Genomic DNA, 21,022 nt, shown 5'->3' on the forward strand with positions numbered 1-21,022 from the left:
GGCCGGACGGTCATGGCGACGCCCGCGGTGTCCTCGCGACCGACCACGGACGGGACGGGTGGGAACTCGTCGTGGCGGTCGACCCCGGCCTACGTGTGGTGCTTCCTCGCCACCATCGTCTTCAACATCTTCTCCGCCCACTGGGACCGCCTGGGCGTCCCGCTCGGGCTGGACCGCATCTCCTTCTTCGGCGGCGTGCTGCTGCTGGCCCTGGACCCCTGGGCGTGGAAGCGCCGGAGCCTGGTGCTCCGTCCGGTGCACGGTGCGATGTTCGGCCTGCTCGCCCTCGCGACGATCTCCGCGGCGGGGCACGGAACCCTGCTCAACAGCTACGGCCTGTTCGCGCTCCTGGACCGGCTCTTCGTCCCGTTCGTGATGTTCTGCCTCGCGCCCATCGTCTTCGCCAAGGCCGAGCACCGGGCGCTGCTGCTCAAGACGCTGGTGCTGCTCGGTCTGTACCTCGGGGTGACGGCGATCCTCGAGACGCTGAAGCTGTGGGCCCTGGTGTTCCCCAGCTACATCGGTGACCCGAGCGTCGGCATCCAGTTCGGCCGGGCCCGCGGCCCGTTCGCGGCGTCCGAAGCCATGGGCATGGCCTGCGCCGCCTGCTTCTTCGCCGCGTCCCTGGCGGTGTCCCGCTTCCGGGGTGCCTGGCGTTGGCTGTCCGCCCTCGTCGTCGCCCTCAGCGCCGGTGGGGTCCTCATGTCCCTCACGCGGTCGGTGTGGGTGGGTCTGGTCCTGGGCTCGGTCCTCGCCATGGTCATCACGCCGGCCCTGCGCCGCTACATCCCCGTGGCCCTGGTCGGCGGGGCGGCCGCCGTCGCGATCGCCCTGGCGGTCGTTCCCGGCCTGCAGGAGAGCGTGACCGAACGCGCCGGAACCTCCCGGTCCGTCTACGACCGCTACAACACCAACGGGGCCGCGCTGCGCATCGTCGAGCAGGAACCCCTCACCGGCGTCGGCTGGGTGAAGTTCCTCGACGTGTCCTCGGACTGGGTGCGGCAGGCCGACACCTACGGCATCACGAACGTCAAGATCGAAGTCCACAACGTGTTCCTGAGCCGTGCCGCGGAACTGGGCCTGCCCGGCGCCGCCCTGTTCGTGGCGTGCATCCTGCTCGGTCCTGCGCGGGTCCTGCTCCCCCAGCGGTACCGCGAGAAGGAACTCGTGGGGTGGCGTGCGGTCTCCCTCGGCATGACGGCGGTCTGGGGCGTGACGTTGATGCTCAGCCCGGTCCCCTACCCGCTGCCGAACACGCTCACCTGGTTGTTGGCTGGGATCGCCCTGATCCCCTACGTTTCTTCTTCTAGAGAAGACGACAGGTCGACCGACGTCGTCGCCCTCCAGAGGTAGTCGGCCAGGACGAGGAGGAGTACCCGGTGAGCGACGACGGTGCCGCGCGGCGAGCAGCCGACCCTGCGACCCCCGTGGGGGGCAGGAGGAAGGCGCAACGCATGGCCGCCGCGGCCGCCTACCTCGGTGTGGGACGCCACCTGCCGTGGAGCCCCCGACCCGGTGGCGGACTGGCACGACGGGCCCGCGCCCTGAGCGCGCGGTGGATGCTGGACGAGTGCGGTGCCGACGTGAACATCGAGCACGGCGCCTGGTTCGGTTCCGGGAAGGGTGTCCGGGTCGGTGACCGCTCCGACATCGGCATGGACGCCCTCGTGATCGGCCCCGTGCACATCGGCGCCGACGTCATGATGGGGCCCCGGTGCGTCCTGCTAGCGTCCGCGCACGAGACCCGCAGCGTCGACGTCCCCATGAACCAGCAGGGTTTCCGCGAGGACCGGCCCATCGTCATCGAGGACGACGTCTGGATCGGCGCGGGGTGCATCATCCTGCCCGGCCGCCGCATCGGGACGGGCAGCATCGTCGGGGCGGGATCGGTCGTGGTCTCCGACGTCCCGCCGTGGACCGTCGTGGCGGGGAACCCGGCCCGCATCGTCAAGAAGCGGCGCACGGGTGACCAGCTCCCCGAGGCCGTGCAGGCGTCGGTCCCGCCGCCGGTGCTCGACGCGGCCGAACTCGACGCGCACGCCCGCAGCTGAACGCCGCGGCCCACCGCCGGGGTCAGCCGGGACGAACCGGCTGGTCCCGGTGGTGGGCCGTCCAGTAACCCCAGTCGAAGCAGGCCCCGGCGAGCGCGACGAAGCGTTCGGCCCGGGCCGACCCGCCACGGGGCAGGGCAGCGCCGAACCGCAGCACGGCCTTCCCGGTCCTGGCCGCGAGGCGCCAGGCCGGCAGCGGAGGGACGACCTCCAGGCCCTCGGAGGCCCACTCCCTGCGGAGGCCGTGGTGGCTCTTGCCGTACCGGTAGTTCTGCTCCAGCAACTGCCGGGCCTCGTTGCGCGGGACCCACTCCATGAGGACCTCCTGCACGACGTCGAGGCGGTGCCCCGTCGTCACCTGCAGGCGCCAGCACAGGTCCGCGTCCCCGCCGCTGCGCACGCCGGAGAAACCCCCCACCGCGTCGAAGTCGCTGCGCCGCACCGCGAGGTTGCACGTCGGCAGGTACGGCAGGAAGAACGGGTCCGCGACGTACTTGTCGAGACGGCTGAACTGCTGGAACTCGCTGGCCCGCTCCGCCAGGGACGGGCCCCCGAGGACCAGGGTGTCGGAACCCACGAGACCCACCTCGGGTTCCTCGAAACTCGCCAGTGTCCGCTCCACCCACTGCGGGCGCGGCCTGCTGCGCGCGTCGAGGAACAGCACGACCTCGGCGTCCGCGGCGGCGGCCACCCCGGTGTTGCGCGCCCCGTAGGGGCCCAGACCGCCGCTGTGGACGACGGTGACGGGCGCAGCGAGGTCCAGCACCGGCTCGGGTGAGTCGTCCACGACGACGATCTGGTCAGGGGCGACGGTCTGCGCGGAGAGGGCGGCGAGGGCCCCGTCCAGGAGGGCCGCGTGTCCCCGCACCGGGATCACGGCCACCGACCGGGGCCGAGGCTGCGAGGCCCCCTCCGCAGGCACGGCCGAGGCGTCGGCCACGGGCCGGTCCTGGTCAGACATCGGCACGGACCTCCCCGTTCCCGGAGGACGCCCGGTGCCGCGTCCGCGGCTGGGGCACCTTCCCGTGGCGCTGCTGCCGGCCGGCGTCCCAGCGCGCCGCGATGTCCAGCAGGCGGGTCCTCCCGAACGGGCGGACCCGGGACACGAACGGGTCCACCGGTTCGCTCCGCACCCAGTCCGCGACGCCCTGCCAGAGGGGGTAGTGCGCCAGCGGTCGCAGGTGCTCGAGCGCGCGGATCTCGCGGACCATGCGCTGGTGGTAGGCCTTCAGGCCCGCCGTCCGGCGGTGGCTGCCGCTCACGGTCAGCCGAGGGTCCACGACCAGGACCCCACCGTCCGCGACGACCCGCCAGGACCACTCCTGGTCCTCCGACGCCACGAGCGTCTCGTCGAAGGGGTGCGCCGAGCGGACGTCCGCGCGCCACAGGCTCGCCGTGTTGGTGAACCCCCAGTAGCGGTGGCGGGACAGGTACTCCGCGTCTGCGCTCAGGGGCGCCCGGAGCGGCCGGCCGCCGCCGTCGACGTCTCCCCCGCAGACGGCCACCGCCCCGGCGTCGAGGTGGGACAGGGCGATCTCGACCCAGTCCGGCCGCGGGAGGACGGTGTGGCTCGACAGCGACCCCTGGACGGGACCGGGAGCGGCCTCGGCGCCGGTGTTCAGCGCGCCGCCGTAGGAGAAGGACTCCCCCGGGACCTGCACGAGCTGGTCCGCGTCGTCCCGGGCGATGGACACGGTCGCGTCGGTCGACCCCGAGTCGACGACCACCACCCGGACGGGGACGGTCTGGGAGCGCAGGGACGAGAGGGTGGCGGGGAGCGTGGCGGCGGAGTTCCTGGTGCGGACGATGACGCTGACGTTCGGGCTCACCACGGTCGTCGGCTCCTCCTCAGGTGTGGGGCAGTCGGCACACGACCACGAGTCGGCGCATCCTAGCGCGACGTCCTGTGACGCCCACGGTGCGATGGGTCATCGGAGGAGCCCGTTAGGGTGCGGCCATGGCCTCGCCCACGGGACCGAACCCCCTTCCCGACGACACCTCCGAGGCGGGCCCCGCCGTCGCCTACCTCGTCAGCGAGTACCCGACGCTCTCGCACGCCTTCATCGAGAACGAGGTCGAGGCGCTGCGGGCGGCCGGTGTCCGGGTCCACACCTTCTCGGTGCGGCCGACGTCGCCCGCGCAGCACCGGTCCGACCGCAGCCGCGACGAGGCGGCCACGACGACCGTGCTGCTGGACAGGGCCCGGGTCCGCGAGGCGGCCGGGGCGGGCCTGGCGGCGGCGCGTCGCCCCCGCGGCCTCGTGGCGGGCCTCGCGCTCGCCGCGCGCTCGGGACCGGCTGCGGTGAAGGGTCGTGTCTGGCAGGGGTTCTACCTCGCCGAGGCCGCCGTCCTGCTGGAGGAGATGCGACGGCTCGGTCTGCGGCACCTGCACGTCCACTTCGCCAACAACGGCGCGGACGTGGCCCGGCTGGTCGTGGCGATGGGCCGCGCGCAGGACGGACCGGACAGCGGCTGGCGGTGGACCATGTCCATGCACGGGCCGACCGAGTTCGAGGCGGTCGACGCCTTCGACCTCCCCGCCAAGGTGCGGTCGGCCGACGCCGTCGCCTGCATCAGCGACTTCTGCCGCGGGCAGCTCATGCGGCACACGTCCCCGGAGCACTGGCGCAAGCTGGGTCTGGTGCGGATGGCGGTCGACGTCGACCGCTTCGGCGACCGGACGTCCGACCGCGCCGGGCGCCCGGCGGGTCCGCTGCGGATCCTGTTCGTCGGACGGCTCGTGCCGGAGAAGGGGCCCTCCGTCCTGCTCGACGCCGTGGCGCACCTGCGGTCGGCACCCGACCCCCTCGACGTCGAGGTGCGGATCGTGGGTGCGGGCCCTCTCGCCGACGAGCTGCGCCGCCAGAGCGTCGACCAGGGCACCGCGGACCGCGTGACCCTCGTCGGCCCCCTCGGGAACGAGGAGCTCCCGGACCAGTACGCCTGGGCCGACGTGTTCTGCCTCCCCAGCTTCGCCGAGGGGGTTCCCGTGGTCCTCATGGAGGCGATGGCCACGGGGTTGCCCGTCGTGACCACGGCCATCGCCGGGATCCCCGAGCTCGTCCGCGACGGGGTCACGGGCCGGCTGGTGCCGCCCGGCCGCGTCGACCAGCTGGCGTCGACCAGCTGGCGTCGGCCCTGCGCGACCTGGCGGACGACACCGCCGACGGCCGGAGCGCACTCGGTCAGGCCGCCCGCGCCCGGGTGCGCGAGGAGTTCGGGGCGGCGTTGAACGTCCGCCGCCTGCGGGACGTCATCGGCGTCTGAGGACGGTCGGGAGGGGCGTCTACGACCGCGCGCGGTCGTAGACGGCCTCGATGCGGGCCGTCGTCACCCGGATGTCGAAGGACCGCACGACGTGGTCGCGTCCGGCGCGGCCCAGGGCCTCCCGCAGGTCCGCGTCCTGCGACACCTTCTCGATGGCCGTCGCCAGTCCGGCGACGTCGCCCTCCTGCGCCAGCAGACCCGTGGTGCCGTCCAGGACGGACTCCACGAGGCCCGAGTGCGCGTAGGCCACGACCGGGCGCGCGCAGGCCCCGGCCTCGAGGCTGACCACGGGCAGGCCCTCGCAGTCGCCGTTGGTCGCGCGGCGGGAGGGGATGACCACGGCCTGCGCGGCACGCATCTGCTCGCGCACCTCGTCGCTGCCGCGGACGCCGAGGAACCTCACGTCGAGACCCGCCGCCTGCGCCCTGCTCTCCATCCGGGCACGAAGGGGTCCGTCCCCGATCACGGTGAGCGGTGGCGGAGCGGCCAGTCCCGACAGTGCGTCGAGCAGGTCTCCCAGACCCTTCTTCTCGACCAGTCGCCCGACGAAGAGCAGGCCACCGTCCGGCGGAGGCGGGGTTCCGGCGACCGCCTGTGTGTCGACCCCGCACGCGATGACGTCGATGGACCCCGGGGTGGCCCCGTGCCGTTCCAGTTCCCGCGCGATCGGTCCGCTCACCGCGATTGTGCCCGCTGCGTCCCGCAGGAGCTCCTCCCGCCGGGCCAGCAGCGTCCGGCCCGATTCCGACTGCGCCAGGACCTCGTCGTGGACCGTCGCGTCGTACCCGTGCCAGGTGATGACGAACGGGATGCCGAGTTCCCGGGCGACCGGTGCCACCACGGCCGCGTCCGTGCCGAAGTGCGCGTGGACGACGTCCGGCCGCAGCCGTCGCAGTGCCGACCGGAGACGTCGCTCCTGCCGGCCGTCGTGGGTTCCGGCGATCCGTTGCGGCAACCGGTCGAGGACCTTGCGCCGGACGTCACCCTCCCGGGCCTCCACGACGGGGACGCCGGGGACCTCCAGACCGTCGGCCTGGCGCCACGACGTCAGGGCCGTGGGGCGCCACCGGTCCAGGAAGACGAGGTGGTCGCGGACGAAGGTCTCCGACCGGTTGAGGAACTGCCGCCGGTAGACGGCGACGTCGCCGTCGACCCGGCCGGCCGGTGCGTTCAGAGGTACACCACGCGGAACGAGACGCTGCCGACCACGCGGCCGGCGCGGTAGGCCGCCTCGCGCGCGACCTGGTACCGCACGTCCCGGCTGCGCAGCGCCCTGGGGGCCGTGGTCACGAGCCACTTGGTGCGCCGCAGGCTCTCCCGCCGGTCCCAGCGCATCCCCTGCTCGCGGAAGTCGCGGTAGAGCATGGGCGCCTGACGGCCCCAGATGTACATCTGGCGCACCCCGGCCTTGAAGCTGGACCGCATCCGGTAGTGGACGAGCGCGTCCGGGACCTCGACGAGGGAGAAACCCTCCAGCTGCAGGCGCCAGAAGAACTCGGTCTCCGTCCCCCCGCGCACGTAGGTCTCGTCGAAACCCCCCAGCCGTTCCCACACGGTCTTGCGGAGACCGGCGTTCGCCCCGATCGGCCGGGGCAGGAACCCGAGCTGGGCGACGACCCCGTTGTGACCGTGCGGGGTTCCCCACTTCTCGATGTAGGCGTCGTTCAGCTTGACCCGGTCCAGGCGACCGCCGACCCCGTCCGCGGTCTCCAGCGCCACCGCCATCGCCTCGAGCCAGTGGGGGTCCACCTCGTCGTCGGCGTCGCACAGCAGGACGAGGTCCGACCGCGCCGCGGCGATGCCGGTGTTGCGGGCCACGTTCGACCCCGTCCGGGCGCTCGCGTCGATCCAGCGGACGCCGGGCAACCGGTCGCGGTAACCCTCCACGAGGTCGCGCGTACCGTCCGTGGAACCGTTGTCGGCGACGAGCACCTCGAAGGACCGGCCGGTCACCTGCGCTGCGAGAGCGTCGAGCTGGACGCCCAGGGTGTGCGCCGCGTTGAGGGCGGGGATGACGACGGAGACGTCCGGCGCCGACAGGTCCTGCTCTGCGGTGGCGAGCGAGGGCGCAGCGTCCGCCCCGTGCTCCACGACGGTTCCCACGGTCTGCTCCTCGGTCACTTCTGTCGGCCGGCCCGGCTGGTGCGCAGGACGTGCGCGAGCTTCGAGCCGAAGGTGTAGTAGCGCATCCACAGCGCCACAGCGACGTACCTGCCGCGGTTGGCGGGGGTGGGGTGCGCGAGGGCCGCCGATCGGCGGACCGTCGAGCGGGGGCTCGGGTTCACGCTCGCCGCGATGACCCCCGGGTCGAACATCGGGGCACCCTGGCGACGTCGCGACTCGACGTCGCCCCGCGAGACCCGCCGGGCCTTGCGGTGCAGTTCCGACATCTGGGCCCGCGCCGGGTGCCGGACGACGGCCTCGGGGCAGTAGACCGCGGCGACCCCGGTGCGGACGGCTCGTTCGCCCCACTCGCGGTCGCCCCCGCTGCGGAGGCGGGCGTCGAAGGACCCGACGACGTCGAAGGTCGACCTCAGGGTCATCATGTTCGCCGTGGCGGCCCACCCCTGCTCGCGGACGTAGGCCTCCTGCCGCAGGAAGTTCAGGCTGTCCCACATCTCGGCGAGGGAGGGACGGGTCTGGTCTCGGGCGAACAGCTCGACCGCGCCGCCGACGAAGCACGGCCCCTCGTGGGCACGCAGGGCGCTCACGCCGGCGCGCAACCAGCCCGGGTCCGGCAGGCAGTCCCCGTCGGTGAAGGCGAGCACCTCACCGCGGGCGGTGGCGAGGGCGGCGTTGCGGGCCGCGTACGACCCCGGGGTCTGTTCCCGCACCACGTCGGCCCCGGGCAGGGTCGACAGGCTGGAGTCCAGGTCGCGGTTGTCGCCGTTGTCGACCACCACGACCTGCACGGAGCCCGGGTAGTCCTGGGCAGCGAGCGCGGCCGTGGTCAGACGCAACTCGCCCCGGTCCCCGTGGACGGGGACCACGACGGTGACGCTGGGCCAGGCCTCGTCGACGACCACCGGGCTCGGCTGCGGCTGCGTCGTCCCGGTGGGGTTCACGCCGCTCGCCGCGTCGTGCGCCGGGCCGCCGCCCGCGCGAACAACCCCGCCGCGTACGGCAGGTCGTGAACGAGGTACCGCTTCGCCATCCGCCGCGGTTCCATGGCGAGGCGGTGCACCCACTCCAGACCGCTGCGCTGGATCCACAGCGGTGCGCGCGAGACCTCGCCGGCCACCATCGTCAGGGTGCCCCCGCACCCGACGAACCACGTGTTCGGGAGGTGCCGGCGCAGGTGCTGCATGAGGCGTTCCTGCTTGGGGAACCCCAGGGCGACGAAGACGATGTCGGGCTTGGCCTCGACGACGGCGCTGACGGTCTCCTCGAGCGTGTCGGCGCGCTTCTCGAAACCGAACGGCGGGCAGTGCACCCCCGCGACCTCGAGGCCCTCGTACTCCTCGGTCAACCGGTCCGCTGCACGCTCGGCGATCCCCTCCGCGCCACCGAGCAGGTACAGCGACCGGTCCGACCGGGCAGCCGCTTCCGACAGCGACCAGATGAGGGAGGAACCGGTCACGCGTTCGGGCAGTTCCTCGCCCTGGATCCTGCTCGCCCAGACGATCGGCATGCCGTCGGGGACGACGAGTTCGGCCTGCTCGGCCAGTTCCCGCAGCTGCGGGCGGCGCAGCTGGCGCAGGATGTCGACGTTGGGGGTGATGAGGTTCCCGCCGCGGCCCTCGTCGAGGGCGACCATGACGTGCTCGACGACCTCGGTCTCGCGCAGGGCGTCGAACTCGACGTCGTCGACCGTCACCTGCTGCCGGGGCCGAGGGTCGCTGACCTCGAGGTCGTCGATCGCCGTCAGGTCCAAAGACGTCACGGAGCGTAGCGAGGCCAAGGATCGCGAAGGGCCAGAGAAGAGAACCATGTGATCTCCCAGGGAGCCGGTCAGCGAGTGGACGTGTCCCGCTGCCAGGCAGTGGTCTGCCTGCGGCGAGCGGAGATCCGGGACGCGATGGTGACGGCGGTGTAGACGGCGGCGGACGGAAGCAGTCGTGGACGGGACAGTGCGAGCTTCGCGAGGGCGCTCGTCGTTCCCGACGTCGACCTCTCGAAGGTTGGTGCGTTCCCCGTGGCGCTCCCGCCGGCAGCGGCCGTCGCGTCGTCCGACGCGTCGACGGTCACCGGGCGCCCCCCGGCGCCTCGTTCGTCGTGGTGCTCGGTCCTGCTGAGCTCCGCGTTCCCCGACGCGGTCCTCGTGCGCACCTTGAGGAGGTTGCGCAGGTTCCTGGGTGCGGCCACGACGAACTCCCCGCCGCTCGTGCCGCGCTCGTGCTCGGCGAAGAGCCGCTGCACGAAGAGGTCGTCGCTCGTGACGTCGGGGAACTGCGCGAACCGCGAACGGCCCGCCTCCGACATCCCGTACACGCCGAGCCCGACGAGGCCGGACCGGACGTAGGGCAGTTCGGCGTACGCGCGGTAGAACGCGCGGACGGGCCACGAGGACCCCCGCAGGTCGAACCGGATGCTCGGGGACGCGGCGTGCACGTCCCCGCGACGCAGGCGCTCGGCCAGGTGCCCGAGCGTCCCGGGCGTCAGCACGATGTCGGCGTCGAGGTAGATGCGGGGGAAGGCGGTGGCCGCCTCGTCCCCGGCGCGCAGGGCGGCGGCCTTGGACGCCTGCCCGAGCTCCACGACGCGGGCGCCGGCCGCGCGGGCCACCTCGGCGGTGTCGTCGCTGCAGCCGTTGGCCACGACGACGACCTCCGGGGTCTCCCCACCGGCGGCGGACGTCAGGGCGGCCAGCGTGCGCCCCAGCGTGCGGGCCTCGTCGTGGGCCGGGACGACGACCGACAGAGTGGGACGCGAGGACGGGGTCGACTCGACGGGCCGCTGGTCCGTGCTGGTCGTCACGCGTCCTCCTCCTCGGATCGTTGCTCTGTTTGGCGCCTCGTTCGGCGCAAGTCAGTCACTTCTGGTCACCTGGCCGTGCGCATAGTAGCCAGCCCGTCGGGGACGAACGCAAGACGTGAACAGCGGCTCACGGTGCGACACGAATCACACACGACTCCACCGCGTGACGGTCGAACGACGTCCGTCACGCTCAGTACGCGCCACGCCCGCCGAAGACGGCCTGGGCCGTCTTGGCAAGGATCATGACGTCGAACGCGGGCGACCAGTTCTCGACGTACTGCAGGTCCAGCCGCGTCGACTCCTCGAGGTCGAGGTCGGACCGGCCGGACACCTGCCACAGGCCCGTCAGGCCGGGCTTGACCAGCAGCCGCCGGCGCAGGTCGGTGCCGTACTCGGCGACCTCGCGGGGCAGCGGGGGCCGCGGACCGACGAGCGACATGCTGCCGCCGACCACGTTGAACAGCTGCGGGAGCTCGTCGAGGGAGTAGCGGCGCAGCAGCGTCCCGACGCGCGTCACCCGGGGGTCGCGACGCATCTTGAACAGCAGGCCGTTGCCCTCGGACTGCTCGCGCAGGTCGATGAGCAGCTTCTCGGCGTCGGTGACCATGGAGCGGAACTTGACCATGGAGAACTCGCGGCCGTCGCGGCCCACGCGGGTCTGCCGGAAGAACACCGGGCCCGGGTCGTCGACCTTGATGGCGATCGCGACGAGGAGGAACAGCGGGGACAGCAGGAGCAGGCCGAGGGCCGCGCTGCCGCGGTCGAACAGGGCCTTTCCGGCGTGCCGGATGCCGCGCAGCTCGGGCCGGTCCACGTGCAGCAGCGGCAGGCCGGAGACGGGGCGGATGACGACGCGCGGGCCGACGACGTCGGTGAGCGCCGGCGCCACGACGAGGTCGGCGCGGGTGTCCTCGAGCTCCCACCCGAGGCGCCGCAGGACGGGGCCGTCGAGTTCGGGGCACGTCAGGGTCGCGACGACGTCGACGTCGACGTCGCGCGCGACGTCCGCGATGTCGTCCAGGGACCCCAGGACGGGGACGCCGAGCGCGTCCAGTTCGGGGGTGCTGCGCCCGTCGGGCGTGCAGGCCCCGTCGACGCGCAGGCCGTGGTCGGTGTTGCGCTGCACCTGCCGCACGAGCGAGGCGACGGCACCGGGGTGCCCGGCCACGACGGTGGACTGCATGCACTCCCCCGCGGCGCGGCGGTGGTGCAGGTAGCGCCGAACGGCCAGCCGGGCGGCGACGGTGAGCACGCCCGCGACCGGCAGCGCGATGACGACGAAGCCGCGGGCCACGTCGAGCGCGAAGGCCCAGGAGACGGTCCCGACGAGGGCGACCACCGTCGTGCCGGCGAGCAGCACGCGCTGGAACTCCTCGGACCCGACCCCGTGGAACCGCGGTTCGTAGGCGCGGAAGAGGAGCATCGAGACGACCCACACCGGCGGGAGCAGCGCCATCGTCCACGCGACGGACGGGCCGACGGCGTGGGGGGCGTCGCCGAAGCGGAGCAGGTAGCCCAGGACGGCGCCGACGAGCGCCGCGAGGGCGTCCGTGACGGCGATGGTCCGGCTGTACTGCCGCTGCCACACAGGCTGCCGGTGCGGCCCGGGGGCCGAGGACCGCCGCAGCGAGGTCGGCAGCGCGACGGGCAGGAACGGCTGATGGTTCTCCGGCAGCGGGACGGTCGGTGCATCGATCACGCGTCGTCGCTGGCTCGGCAGCAGACGCAGTTCCTCGGCAGCCATGGACCCTCCCCCGTCGTGGCCTGGTGGACACCCACGGCGGCGTGGGGCGCCAGTACCCGTCCAGGTGACCTCGGCGAGCCGAAATCGTTACGGAAGGGTGAGCTGGCGCGACCCATGGTAGCCAGACATCACCCGTTCGCCGCAAGTCCCTCACGGAGCGCACATGGGGTCGGACGCGTCGGCGGGTCAAGGCACCGGCAACGACGAAGGCCCCCACCGTTGCCGGTGAGGGCCTTCCTGGGTGGAGCTGAGGGGATTCGAACCCCTGACCCCCTCGTTGCGAACGAGGTGCGCTACCAGCTGCGCCACAGCCCCAGACCGTCGTCCCCGATCACTCGCGGCGACGAGAAGAGGTTACCAGCCCCCCAGGAGGTCGGTGACCACCGCTCACCGGTCGACTCACTGGTTGACGACGCGCGCCGTCTCGCGCAGGTCGATGACCTGGGTCTCCTCGACGGCGGCGCGCCGGGCGGCCACCTCCGCCGCCTCCGCGGCTGCGACCGCGGGCGAGACCGGGTCCCACGTGCGGGCGCGGTCCTTCAGCAGGTACGTCGGGAGCGGGACCGGGACGGGCGCCCAGCCGCGGTCGTCGGCCAGCGGCGAGGGACGCTCGTCGCGGGGGGCCGGGACGCCGGTGCGCAGACCGGCCGACCGCGTCACGGGGATCGCGACGGTGGGGGTCGCGAGCCGCGCCGCGGGCCGGGCGGGAGCGGAGGCGCCGTGACGCGTCAGCGCCGCCACGACGAGCAGGAGGCCCACCGTCGGCAGGGCGCCGGACCACCACGGCGCGGTCCCGGCCACGACGAGGACCCAGCCGAGGACGGTCAGGGCCGCGGCGGTCGCGAGGAGGCGACGGCGACGGGCCACGACGCGAGACGTGCTGCGCGGCAGCGTCTTCCGCGGAGACGTCGACGAGACCGACTGCGCCGCAGCCGGAACGGCGGAGGACCCGAGGACGGGACGGCTGGAGGCCCCCACCGCGGCCGCGGACACGGCCGCCGCCGCCAGCGCCTGCCCCACCGGGGCGGACCCGCGGCGCACGACGACGCGCATGGCCTCCGAATCCCGGTCGGCCTGGCGCGCCTCGGCCGTCCGCCGGTGCTTCCGGATGGCGTTCGGGACGAGGTAGGCAGCCCACAAGGCGATGATGGTGAGGAAGATCAGGCTGCTGGCGGGCACGGGACGCAACGCTATGGCACGTGCGGGCGAGATCCCGCAACTCGGCGGTGTGTCGCGCTGCGGGAGTGCTGGGAACGCTCAGCGCGCGCGCTGGGTGGCCCGGTACCGGGCCAGCAACCCCTCGGGGACCTCTCCCGCCGTGAGCGCGAACGTCCGGTGGTCGCGCCACGCGCCGTCGATGTGCAGGTAGGCCTTGCGCAACCCCTCGTCGCGCATGCCGAGCTTCTCCGCGACCCGCAGCGACGCCGCGTTCTCCGGCCGGATGTTCACCTCGACCCGGTGCAGCCGAAGGGTTCCGAAGCAGTGGTCGGCCACGAGGGCCAGGGCGACGGGGATCGTCCCGCGGCCGGCGACGCGGCGGTCGATCCAGTACCCGACGTGCGCGGAGCGCAGCGAACCCCACGTGATGCCCGAGACGGTGATCTGCCCGACGAGCGCACCGTCGAGTTCCACGACGAACGGCAGCATGCGCCCGGCGCGGGCCTCGCGGGAGAAACCCCGGACCATCTGCGGGAAACTCGGCGCCGGCCCGCTCCCCTCCGGCGAGGTGGCCTCCCACGGACGCAGCCAGGACGCGTTCGCGGCGCGCACCGAACGCCACACCGCGGCGTCGCGGCGTCGCAGGGGACGCAACCGGACGGACCCCTCGCGCAGTTCGACGGGCCAGCCGGGGGTCACCGTCCGGCTCCGGCGGGCGGCACGCGCGGGTGGTCGCCGCCGTGCACCTGTTCGACGGCGTGCGGCAGGAACCCCGCGAGCACGGCGACCCCGTCGCGGACCCCGCCGACGGACCCCGGCAGGTTGACGACGACGGTGCGGCCCGCGACGCCCGCGACCCCGCGCGACAGCACGGCCGTCGGGACGCCCGCGGCGGCGCCGGCGGCCCGGATCGCCTCGGGCACACCGGGGACGAGGTAGTCGAGCACGCGCAGGGTGCGTTCGGGGGTGAGGTCCAGGGGGCTGAGCCCCGTGCCGCCGTTGGTCACGACGACGTCGTACCCGGCGGCGACGGCGTCGCGCAACGCCTCCTCGACGGGGTCGCCGTCGGGGACGACGACGGGGCCGTCGACGCTGAACCCCATGTCCCGCAGCCCCTCGACGGCCACGGGGCCGGAGGTGTCGGTGTAGACGCCGGCGGACGCCCGGTTCGAGACCGTCACGACGAGTGCTGTGCGCTCAGCCATCGACGGTCCAGTCCCCCGACCGGCCGCCGCTCTTGGCCGTGACCCGCACGCCGTCCAGGACGGTCCGCTTGTCGACGGCCTTGACCATGTCGACGAACGTCAGACCGGCGACGGCGACGCAGGTCAGCGCCTCCATCTCGATGCCCGTGCGGTCCGCCGTGCGCACGGCGGCCGTGATGTGCACGCCGGTCAGCCCGGGCGTGCTCACGGGGACGATGTCGACCTCGACGGCGTGCACCGCCACAGGATGCGCCAGCGGGACGAGGTCCGGGGTGCGTTTGGCCGCTTGCAGGCCCGCGATGCGCGCCACGGCGAGGGCGTCGCCCTTGGGCAGGCCGCCGTCGGCGAGCAGGTCCAGCACGGCCTGCGTGCAGCGGACGTACCCCTCGGCGCGCGCCTCCCGCACGGTGACCGGCTTGGCGGAGACGTCCACCATCCGCGCGTGGCCGGCGTCGTCGAGGTGGGTCAGCCGCGGGCGCACGGCGTCACTCTGGCTCACGGGTGCCCCACCGGCACGTCCAGCGCCGCCTCCTGCGGCAGCGGGCCCAGCAGGACGCACTCCACCTCGTCGCCGGGGGCCACCTCGGCGACCCCGACGGGGACGACGGCCAGGCAGGTGGCGCGGGCGAGGGCGGTCACGAGGTGGGACCCGTGCCCGGAGACGGGTTCGACGACGAAGCGGCCGTCGGCACCGCGCGTCCAGGCCGCGCGGACGTACTGCTCCTTGGCGGGCGGTGACGTCCAGCCGGTGCCGGCGACGGCCCGCACCCGGGGCCGCTGGGGGTCCGGCCCCTCGTCGCCGAGCATGCGGCGCAGCGCCGGGCGCACGAACACCTCGAAGGAGACGAAGGAGCTGACGGGGTTGCCGGGCAGCGTGAAGACGGGGACGCCCTGCTCCCCCAGCGTCCCCAGCCCCTGCGGCATGCCGGGCTGGACGGCGACGCGGTCGAAGCGGACGGCGTGCGCGCCGGGGGCCGACAGCACCTCCTTGACGGTGTCGTACGCCCCCTCGCTGACCCCGCCGGAGGTGATGACGACGTCGGCCCGCACGAGCTGGTCGTCCAGGACGGCGGCGAGCTCGCGGCCATCGTCGGCGACGACGCCGACGCGGTAGCCGAGGGCCCCGACGTCCTCGACGGCCGCGGTCAGGAGGTAGCCGTTGGCGTCGTGCAGCTGGCCGCGGGCCAGGGTCACGCCGGGTTCGACGACCTCGGTGCCCGTGGAGACGACGACGACGCGCGGCCGGGGCCGCACGCGGACCCGGGCGCGACCGAGCGCGGCGAGGACGCCGATGTGACGGGGTTCCAGGCGGGTGCCCGCCTCCAGCACGAGGGTGCCGGCCGGGGCGTCCTCACCGGCGAGGCGGATGTGCTGACCGGGGGCCGGCGCGCGGCGGATCGTGACGTGCGAGACGCCGCGGTCGGTCCACTCGACGGGGACGACGGCCTCGGTGCCCTGCGGGACGGGGGCTCCGGTCATGATCCGCGCGGTCGTCCCGCCGACCAGGCGCAGGGTGTCGGCCCGCCCGGCGGCGATGTCGCCGACGACGGGCAGACCGACGGGGTTCTCCTCGCTCGCCGCCTCGACGTCGCGCACCCGGACCGCGTAGCCGTCCATCGCGGAGTTGTCGAAGGCGGGCAGCGGCCGGGGGCTCACGACGTCCTCGGCCAGGACGCAGCCGAGGGCGTCGCGCAGGGCGAGGTCGAGCGGCGGCAGCGGCCGCACCAGGTCCAGGCAGGACTGCCGGTGCGCCGCCACCGAGGTCAGGGGTGCAGCACTCACACCCCGAAGGTTGTCACGCTCAGTCCTGCACTCCTGCACCGGACGCGACGAACTCGCCGAGCCACTCGCGCAGGTCCGAGCCGATGTCGGCGCGCTCGCTGGCGAGGCGCACGACGGCCTTGATGTAGTCGAGCTTGTCGCCGGTGTCGTACCGGCGGCCGCGGAACACGACGCCGTGGACGCCGTACCCGGGGCCGTCGCCCTGGGCGAGGACCTGCAGGGCGTCGGTCAGCTGGATCTCCCCGCCCTTGCCGGGCGGGGTGTCGCGCAGCACGGCGAAGACGGCCGGGTCGAGCAGGTAGCGGCCGATGATGGCGAGGTTGCTCGGGGCCTCCTCGCGCTTGGGCTTCTCCACCAGGCCCGAGACCTTGACGACGTCGGTCGTGCCGGTCGGCTCGGCCACGGCGCAGCCGTAGAGGTGGATCTGGTCCTCGGGGACCTCCATGAAGGCCACGACGCTGCCGCCGTGCTCCTCGCGCACCTTGATCATGACGTCGAGCAGGGGGTCGCGGGAGTCGACGATGTCGTCGCCGAGCAGGACGACGAACGGTTCGTCGCCGACGTGCTGCTCGGCCACGGCCACGGCGTGCCCGAGGCCCTTGGGGTCGCCCTGGCGGACGTAGTGCACCTGGGCGAGGTCGGTGGACTCCTGGACGCGGGCCAGCTTGGCCGAGTCGCCCTTCTTCTCCAGCCCGACCTCGAGCTCGACGTTGCGGTCGAAGTGGTCCTCGAGGGAGCGCTTGTTGCGCCCGGTGATCATCAGGACGTCGGTGAGCCCGGCGCGGACGGCCTCCTCGACGATGTACTGGATGGCCGGGGTGTCCACCACCGGCAGCATCTCCTTGGGCATCGCCTTCGTGGCCGGCAGGAAGCGGGTTCCCTGACCGGCGGCGGGGATCACGGCCTTGCGCACCGTGCGGCCGGGACGCTCGTCGCGTTCAGTCATGGGCGGAGGCTACCGCCCGTCGAGGGGCGGCCACTGCCTGCAGCCACGATGCGCCGACGGGGTGGCCCGGTCGACCCCTTCCGGAACCCCGTCGCAGGAGGCAGACTCGACGGGAGCGGACCGGGACCGGAACCCCCGAGCGCGTCCGCCCGAACCAGGAGCGGCCGTGCCCACACCCGACACCGTCCTCGACGCCGGCTCGCCGTCCGACCCGGCATCCGCCACGGGGGACCTCTCCGTCCGGCGGGACCTGTCCGTGGAACCGGACGTCCTCGCCGTCGACGCCCGCAAACGTGCTCTGCGGCACGACATCAGGGCGGCCCGTCGCGCAGTGCCACCCGAGGACGCCGCCGCGGTCGACGCCGCCGTCGCCCGGGTCCTGCTCGACTGCCCGCTGCTGGGGGGCGCCAGCCGCGTGGCCGCCTACACGTCCCTGCCCGGGGAGCCCGGCACCCGCGCGTCGCTGGCCGAGCTGCGCCGCCGCGACGTCGAGGTGCTGCTGCCCGTGCTCCTGCCCGACGGCGACCTGGACTGGGAGCTGCGACCGGCCGGCGCCACCCCGGGGCACCTGGGCGTGCACGCGATCGCGAGCGCCGACCTGGTCGTCGTGCCCGCCCTGGCCGTCGACACCGCCGGCCGCCGGCTGGGCCAGGGCGGCGGCAGCTACGACCGCGCGCTGCGCCGGGTCCCCGCGCGGGTCCCCGTCGTCGCCGTCGTGCACGACGAGGAGCTGCTCGACGCAGCGGTCAGCCCGCTGCCCGCCCTCCCCCACGACCAGCTCGTCCAGGCCGTCGTGACGCCGACGCGCTGGCTCTGGCTCGCGACCTGACGCGCCCTCCGCTGCCCTCCCGGGGGTGGGCTCGTCGTCACGACCGACTCACTCGTCGAGCCGGGTGCTGGAGCCGGCGCGCAGCGCCGGACAACGAGCCACCCGGCGGGACCGGGCGAGGTCGCGCAGCGCGACGTTGGCGGCGTGGAACCCGCACATCCCGTGCACCCCGCCGCCGGGCGGCGTGGCGGCCGAGCACAGGTACGTCCCGGGCAGCGGGACGCGGTAGGGCGAGAGCCCGACGACGGGCCGGAAGAGCTGCTGCCGCAACGTGAGCGCTCCCCCGCCGACGTCCCCGCCGACGAGGTTGGCGTCCCACTCCTCCAGCTGCGCCGGGCTCGTCTCGACGCGTCCGACGATCCGGTCGCGGAACCCCGGCGCGAACCGCTCGACCTGACGGTCCACCCGTTCCCCGACGTGGGGGTCGGCCGAGCCCTGGGGGGTGTGGGCGTAGGCCCAGACGACGCGCTGCCCGCCGGGTGCGCGGCCGGGGTCGGCGGCGTCCTGCTGGGCGAGGAGGACGAACGGGCGGTCCGGGTGGCGACCGGCGACGACGTCGGCCTCGGCGGTGGCGACCTCGCGGGCCGTCCCCCCGAGGTGCACGGTGACGGCGTCGGCCAGCCGCGGGTCGCGCCACGGGACGGGCCCGTCGAGGAGGTAGTCGACCTTGTGCGCGCCGGGGCCGTAGCTCCAGCGCCGCAGCCCCTCGGCGTAGCGCGCGGGCAGCCGGTCGGCGCCGAGCGCGAGGAGCTGGCGGGGCGTGACGTCGAGCAGGGTGACGTCGGCGGGAGGCAGGTCGGCGAGCGAGCGGACGGTGTGACCCGTCTCGACGCGACCGCCGTTCTCGGTCAGGACCCCGTGCAGCGCACGGGTGATGGCGCCGGAGCCGCCCTCGGGGACGGGCCACCCCGTGGCGTGGGCGGCGGCGCCGAACAGCGCACCGAACGCGGACGTGAGCACCTGCGTGTGCGGCTGCAGGGCGTGGGCGGCCATGCCCGCGAACAGCGCCCGCGCGGGTTCCTCGCGGAACACCGTCCGCACGAAGGCGGCCGCCGGCCAGGCCGCCCGCGCCCCGAAGAGGCCGAGGGCCAGCGGGGAGGACGGCACCCGCAGCAACGGGCCCAGGACGTCGGGGACGAGCTCCTCCCACCGTGCCACGGGCCCGGCGAAGAGCGCGTGCCAGGCCCGGCCGTCCCGCCCGAGCCCCTCGGCGGCCTCCTCGAGGTCGTGCGGGAGCACGGCGGCCGGTCCGTCGTCGAGGGGGTGGCCGACGGGGTAGCGCCCGTGCCGCCAGCGCAGCCCGTGCCGTTCCAGCGGGAGGTCGCGGAAGAAGGGGCTCGCGACCGCGAACGGGTGGACCGCCGACCCCAGGTCGGTCACGACCCCCGGGCCGAGGAGTTCGGCGTCGGTGCAGGCCCCGCCCACCCGGTCGCGGGCCTCCAGGACGGTGACCTCGAGACCGGCACGGGCCAGGACGACGGCGGCGGACAACCCGTTGGGGCCCGAGCCGACGACGGTCGCGGTGCCCCTCACGAGCGGGGGCCGGAGGCGGACGGGCGCGGTTCTCCCAGGAGCACGTGAGCACCGTAGTCCGCGCGTTACGGTTCGGCATGACCCTGGAGGAGTTCAGCCGCGTGCTGCTGCTGGCCTCCGGAGTCCTGCTGCTCGCGGTGCTCGCCGTGCGCCTGTCGGCCCGGACCGGACTGCCCTCCCTGCTGCTCTACCTGGCCCTCGGTCTCGTCCTGGGCGAGGACGGGCTGGGCATCCCCTTCGGGGACGCGGAGATCGCGCAGGTCCTCGGGTACGGGGCGCTCGTCCTCATCCTGGCCGAGGGCGGTCTGACGACCCGGTGGGACGCGATCAAGGGCGTGCTGGCCCCGGCCTCCGTCCTGGCCACCGTCGGCACGACCGTCTCGATCGGCGTCGTGGGCGTCGGCGCGCACCTGCTGCTGCAGACGAGCTGGCCGGTGTCCTTCCTCCTGGGCGCGGTCGTCTCCTCCACCGACGCGGCCGCGGTGTTCTCGGTGCTGCGCTCGGTGCCGCTGCCGCAGCGGTTGTCCGGGGTGCTGGAGGCCGAGTCGGGCCTCAACGACGCCCCCGTGGTCATCGCGGTCATCGCACTCACGGAGGTCGCCGCCGGGCACTCCGACCACGCGTGGTGGTTCTACCTGGCCGAGGCGGTGTTCGAACTCGGGCTCGGCACGGTCGTCGGGGTCGGCGTCGGGGCCGCAGGGGCCTTCCTGCTGCGCCGCAGCGCGTTGCCGAGTTCCGGGCTCTACCCGGTCGCGGTGCTGGCGCTGGCCGTGGGGGCCTTCGCGGTGGCCGACGTCCTGCACGCCTCGGGGTTCCTCGCGACGTACCTGTGCGGGCTCGTCCTCGGGAACGCGCGGTTGCCGCACCGGCACGCGACGCGGGGTTTCGCCGAGGCGTTCGGCTGGCTCGCCCAGATCGGCCTGTTCGTCATGCTCGGGCTGCTGGCGAACCCCTCCCGGCTGCCGTCGGCGGTCTTCGACGCGCTGCTGCTCGGTCTCGTGCTCACCCTCCTGGCCCGGCCGGTCTCGGTCGTCCTCTCCCTCGCGGGGTTCCGGCTGCCGCGGCCGGACCTGGCGTTCCTGTCGTGGGCGGGATTGCGCGGCGCCGTGCCGGTCGTGCTGGCCACGGTGCCGGTGGTGGCGGGGATCGACGGCTCGGAGCGGCTCTTCGACATCGTGCTCGTCCTAGTCGTCGTCTTCACGCTCGTGCAGGCGCCGACCCTGGCCCCGCTGGCCCGCACGCTGGGGCTCGTGACGGCAGCGCCGACGACCGACCTGGACGTCGAGGTGTCCCCGCTGGGCACGCTGTCGGCGGACGTCGTGCAGGTGCGGGTGGGTCCGCGGTCCCGGCTGCACGGGGTGGAGGTGTTCGAGCTGCGGCTGCCGCGCGGGGCCAACGTGAGCCTCGTGGCGCGCGACGGGGCGACGTTCGTGCCGCAGCCGCGGACGGTCCTGCGCCACGGCGACGACCTGCTCGTCGTGACGGGCACGGCCGAGCGCCGGCAGGTCGAGGAGCGGCTGCAGGCCGTCAGCCGGGACGGCAAGCTCGCGGGCTGGCGCCAGGCCTGACCCCAAGCACCTACGGTGAGTC

Annotated in this window: 20 protein-coding genes and 1 tRNA gene; 5 read left to right on the forward strand and 16 right to left on the reverse strand. The window is 74.1% G+C overall.

Annotated elements, in window-relative coordinates:
- Positions 1-12: 12 nt before the first annotated feature.
- Positions 13-1,353, forward strand: coding sequence for an O-antigen ligase family protein (locus AB1207_RS14200; protein ID WP_367639035.1), 1,341 nt, complete (start codon positions 13-15; stop codon positions 1,351-1,353).
- A gap of 26 nt (positions 1,354-1,379) precedes the next feature.
- Entirely contained in the window at positions 1,380-2,051 is a 672-nt protein-coding gene (locus tag AB1207_RS14205) for an acyltransferase (RefSeq protein WP_367639036.1), read from the forward strand.
- Positions 2,052-2,073: 22 nt separating this feature from the next.
- Here AB1207_RS14205 and AB1207_RS14210 read toward each other — a convergent pair whose 3' ends face one another.
- Positions 2,074-3,012 (reverse strand): glycosyltransferase, encoded by a 939-nt coding sequence (locus AB1207_RS14210; protein WP_367639037.1) that lies wholly within the window; start codon positions 3,010-3,012, stop codon positions 2,074-2,076.
- Positions 3,005-3,883 carry a glycosyltransferase family 2 protein gene (locus tag AB1207_RS14215; protein ID WP_367639038.1) on the reverse strand — a complete coding sequence of 293 codons (879 nt, stop codon included), beginning with the start codon at positions 3,881-3,883 and terminating at the stop codon, positions 3,005-3,007. The genes AB1207_RS14210 and AB1207_RS14215 overlap by 8 nt, the downstream gene beginning before the upstream one ends.
- Before the next feature lie 125 nt (positions 3,884-4,008).
- On the opposite strand from AB1207_RS14215, the gene AB1207_RS14220 reads away from it, so the two are divergent.
- Positions 4,009-5,283 (forward strand): glycosyltransferase, encoded by a 1,275-nt coding sequence (locus AB1207_RS14220; protein WP_367639039.1) that lies wholly within the window; start codon positions 4,009-4,011, stop codon positions 5,281-5,283.
- A gap of 54 nt (positions 5,284-5,337) precedes the next feature.
- Here AB1207_RS14220 and AB1207_RS14225 read toward each other — a convergent pair whose 3' ends face one another.
- From AB1207_RS14225 to galU, 13 genes are all read right to left on the reverse strand, one after another.
- Positions 5,338-6,492: a glycosyltransferase gene (locus AB1207_RS14225; RefSeq protein ID WP_367639134.1), complete on the reverse strand. Its 1,155-nt coding sequence runs from the start codon at positions 6,490-6,492 to the stop codon at positions 5,338-5,340.
- On the reverse strand, positions 6,489-7,421 hold the full coding sequence (locus AB1207_RS14230) for a glycosyltransferase (RefSeq protein WP_367639040.1): 933 nt from the start codon (positions 7,419-7,421) through the stop codon (positions 6,489-6,491). Before AB1207_RS14230 ends, AB1207_RS14225 begins: the two co-directional genes overlap by 4 nt.
- 14 nt (positions 7,422-7,435) lie before the next feature.
- Positions 7,436-8,383, reverse strand: coding sequence for a glycosyltransferase family 2 protein (locus AB1207_RS14235; protein WP_367639041.1), 948 nt, complete (start codon positions 8,381-8,383; stop codon positions 7,436-7,438).
- Positions 8,380-9,201: a WecB/TagA/CpsF family glycosyltransferase gene (locus AB1207_RS14240; RefSeq protein ID WP_367639042.1), complete on the reverse strand. Its 822-nt coding sequence runs from the start codon at positions 9,199-9,201 to the stop codon at positions 8,380-8,382. The genes AB1207_RS14235 and AB1207_RS14240 overlap by 4 nt, the downstream gene beginning before the upstream one ends.
- Positions 9,202-9,269: 68 nt before the next feature.
- On the reverse strand, positions 9,270-10,235 hold the full coding sequence (locus tag AB1207_RS14245; RefSeq protein ID WP_367639043.1) for a glycosyltransferase family 2 protein: 966 nt from the start codon (positions 10,233-10,235) through the stop codon (positions 9,270-9,272).
- A gap of 190 nt (positions 10,236-10,425) precedes the next feature.
- The gene (locus AB1207_RS14250) at positions 10,426-11,979 is read right to left on the reverse strand and encodes a sugar transferase (RefSeq protein ID WP_367639044.1); all 1,554 of its coding nucleotides are present in this window, start codon (positions 11,977-11,979) and stop codon (positions 10,426-10,428) included.
- Between the two features lie 242 nt (positions 11,980-12,221).
- A tRNA-Ala gene (locus AB1207_RS14255) sits at positions 12,222-12,294 on the reverse strand.
- An 84-nt stretch (positions 12,295-12,378) separates the two neighbouring features.
- Entirely contained in the window at positions 12,379-13,158 is a 780-nt protein-coding gene (locus tag AB1207_RS14260) for a SepX/GlpR family protein (protein WP_367639045.1), read from the reverse strand.
- Between the two features lie 78 nt (positions 13,159-13,236).
- On the reverse strand, positions 13,237-13,836 hold the full coding sequence (locus AB1207_RS14265) for a GNAT family N-acetyltransferase (RefSeq protein ID WP_367639046.1): 600 nt from the start codon (positions 13,834-13,836) through the stop codon (positions 13,237-13,239).
- On the reverse strand, positions 13,833-14,342 hold the full coding sequence (locus AB1207_RS14270) for a MogA/MoaB family molybdenum cofactor biosynthesis protein (RefSeq protein ID WP_367639047.1): 510 nt from the start codon (positions 14,340-14,342) through the stop codon (positions 13,833-13,835). Before AB1207_RS14270 ends, AB1207_RS14265 begins: the two co-directional genes overlap by 4 nt.
- Complete coding sequence (gene moaC / locus AB1207_RS14275) at positions 14,335-14,778, reverse strand: cyclic pyranopterin monophosphate synthase MoaC (protein ID WP_367639135.1); 444 nt, start codon at positions 14,776-14,778, stop codon at positions 14,335-14,337. The genes AB1207_RS14270 and moaC overlap by 8 nt, the downstream gene beginning before the upstream one ends.
- Before the next feature lie 59 nt (positions 14,779-14,837).
- Positions 14,838-16,124 carry a molybdotransferase-like divisome protein Glp gene (gene glp / locus AB1207_RS14280; RefSeq protein ID WP_367639048.1) on the reverse strand — a complete coding sequence of 429 codons (1,287 nt, stop codon included), beginning with the start codon at positions 16,122-16,124 and terminating at the stop codon, positions 14,838-14,840.
- A 19-nt stretch (positions 16,125-16,143) separates the two neighbouring features.
- Entirely contained in the window at positions 16,144-17,070 is a 927-nt protein-coding gene (galU, locus tag AB1207_RS14285) for a UTP--glucose-1-phosphate uridylyltransferase GalU (RefSeq protein ID WP_367639049.1), read from the reverse strand.
- 166 nt (positions 17,071-17,236) lie between these two features.
- Here galU and AB1207_RS14290 point away from each other — a divergent pair, with 166 nt between their 5' ends.
- Positions 17,237-17,899, forward strand: coding sequence for a 5-formyltetrahydrofolate cyclo-ligase (locus tag AB1207_RS14290; protein WP_367639050.1), 663 nt, complete (start codon positions 17,237-17,239; stop codon positions 17,897-17,899).
- 48 nt (positions 17,900-17,947) lie between these two features.
- Here the strand turns inward: AB1207_RS14290 and AB1207_RS14295 are convergent, their stop codons facing one another.
- Positions 17,948-19,432, reverse strand: coding sequence for a phytoene desaturase family protein (locus tag AB1207_RS14295; RefSeq protein ID WP_367639051.1), 1,485 nt, complete (start codon positions 19,430-19,432; stop codon positions 17,948-17,950).
- Positions 19,433-19,476: 44 nt separating this feature from the next.
- On the opposite strand from AB1207_RS14295, the gene AB1207_RS14300 reads away from it, so the two are divergent.
- A complete protein-coding gene (locus AB1207_RS14300; RefSeq protein ID WP_367639052.1) occupies positions 19,477-21,000 on the forward strand; it encodes a potassium/proton antiporter in 1,524 nt (507 codons plus the stop codon).
- Positions 21,001-21,022: the final 22 nt, after the last annotated feature.

Source organism: Kineococcus endophyticus (assembly GCF_040796495.1).
In the GTDB taxonomy this organism is placed as follows: domain Bacteria; phylum Actinomycetota; class Actinomycetes; order Actinomycetales; family Kineococcaceae; genus Kineococcus; species Kineococcus endophyticus.

What these genes read in the sequence shown, in the direction of transcription:
- AB1207_RS14270 (WP_367639047.1), bottom strand. Translation starts at nt 14,342, where the DNA reads ATGGCTGAGCGCACAGCACTCGTCGTGACGGTCTCGAACCGGGCGTCC.
- AB1207_RS14250 (WP_367639044.1), bottom strand. Translation starts at nt 11,979, where the DNA reads ATGGCTGCCGAGGAACTGCGTCTGCTGCCGAGCCAGCGACGACGCGTG.
- AB1207_RS14220 (WP_367639039.1), top strand. Translation starts at nt 4,009, where the DNA reads ATGGCCTCGCCCACGGGACCGAACCCCCTTCCCGACGACACCTCCGAG.
- AB1207_RS14200 (WP_367639035.1), top strand. Translation starts at nt 13, where the DNA reads ATGGCGACGCCCGCGGTGTCCTCGCGACCGACCACGGACGGGACGGGT.
- galU (WP_367639049.1), bottom strand. Translation starts at nt 17,070, where the DNA reads ATGACTGAACGCGACGAGCGTCCCGGCCGCACGGTGCGCAAGGCCGTG.
- AB1207_RS14210 (WP_367639037.1), bottom strand. Translation starts at nt 3,012, where the DNA reads ATGTCTGACCAGGACCGGCCCGTGGCCGACGCCTCGGCCGTGCCTGCG.
- moaC (WP_367639135.1), bottom strand. Translation starts at nt 14,778, where the DNA reads ATGGTGGACGTCTCCGCCAAGCCGGTCACCGTGCGGGAGGCGCGCGCC.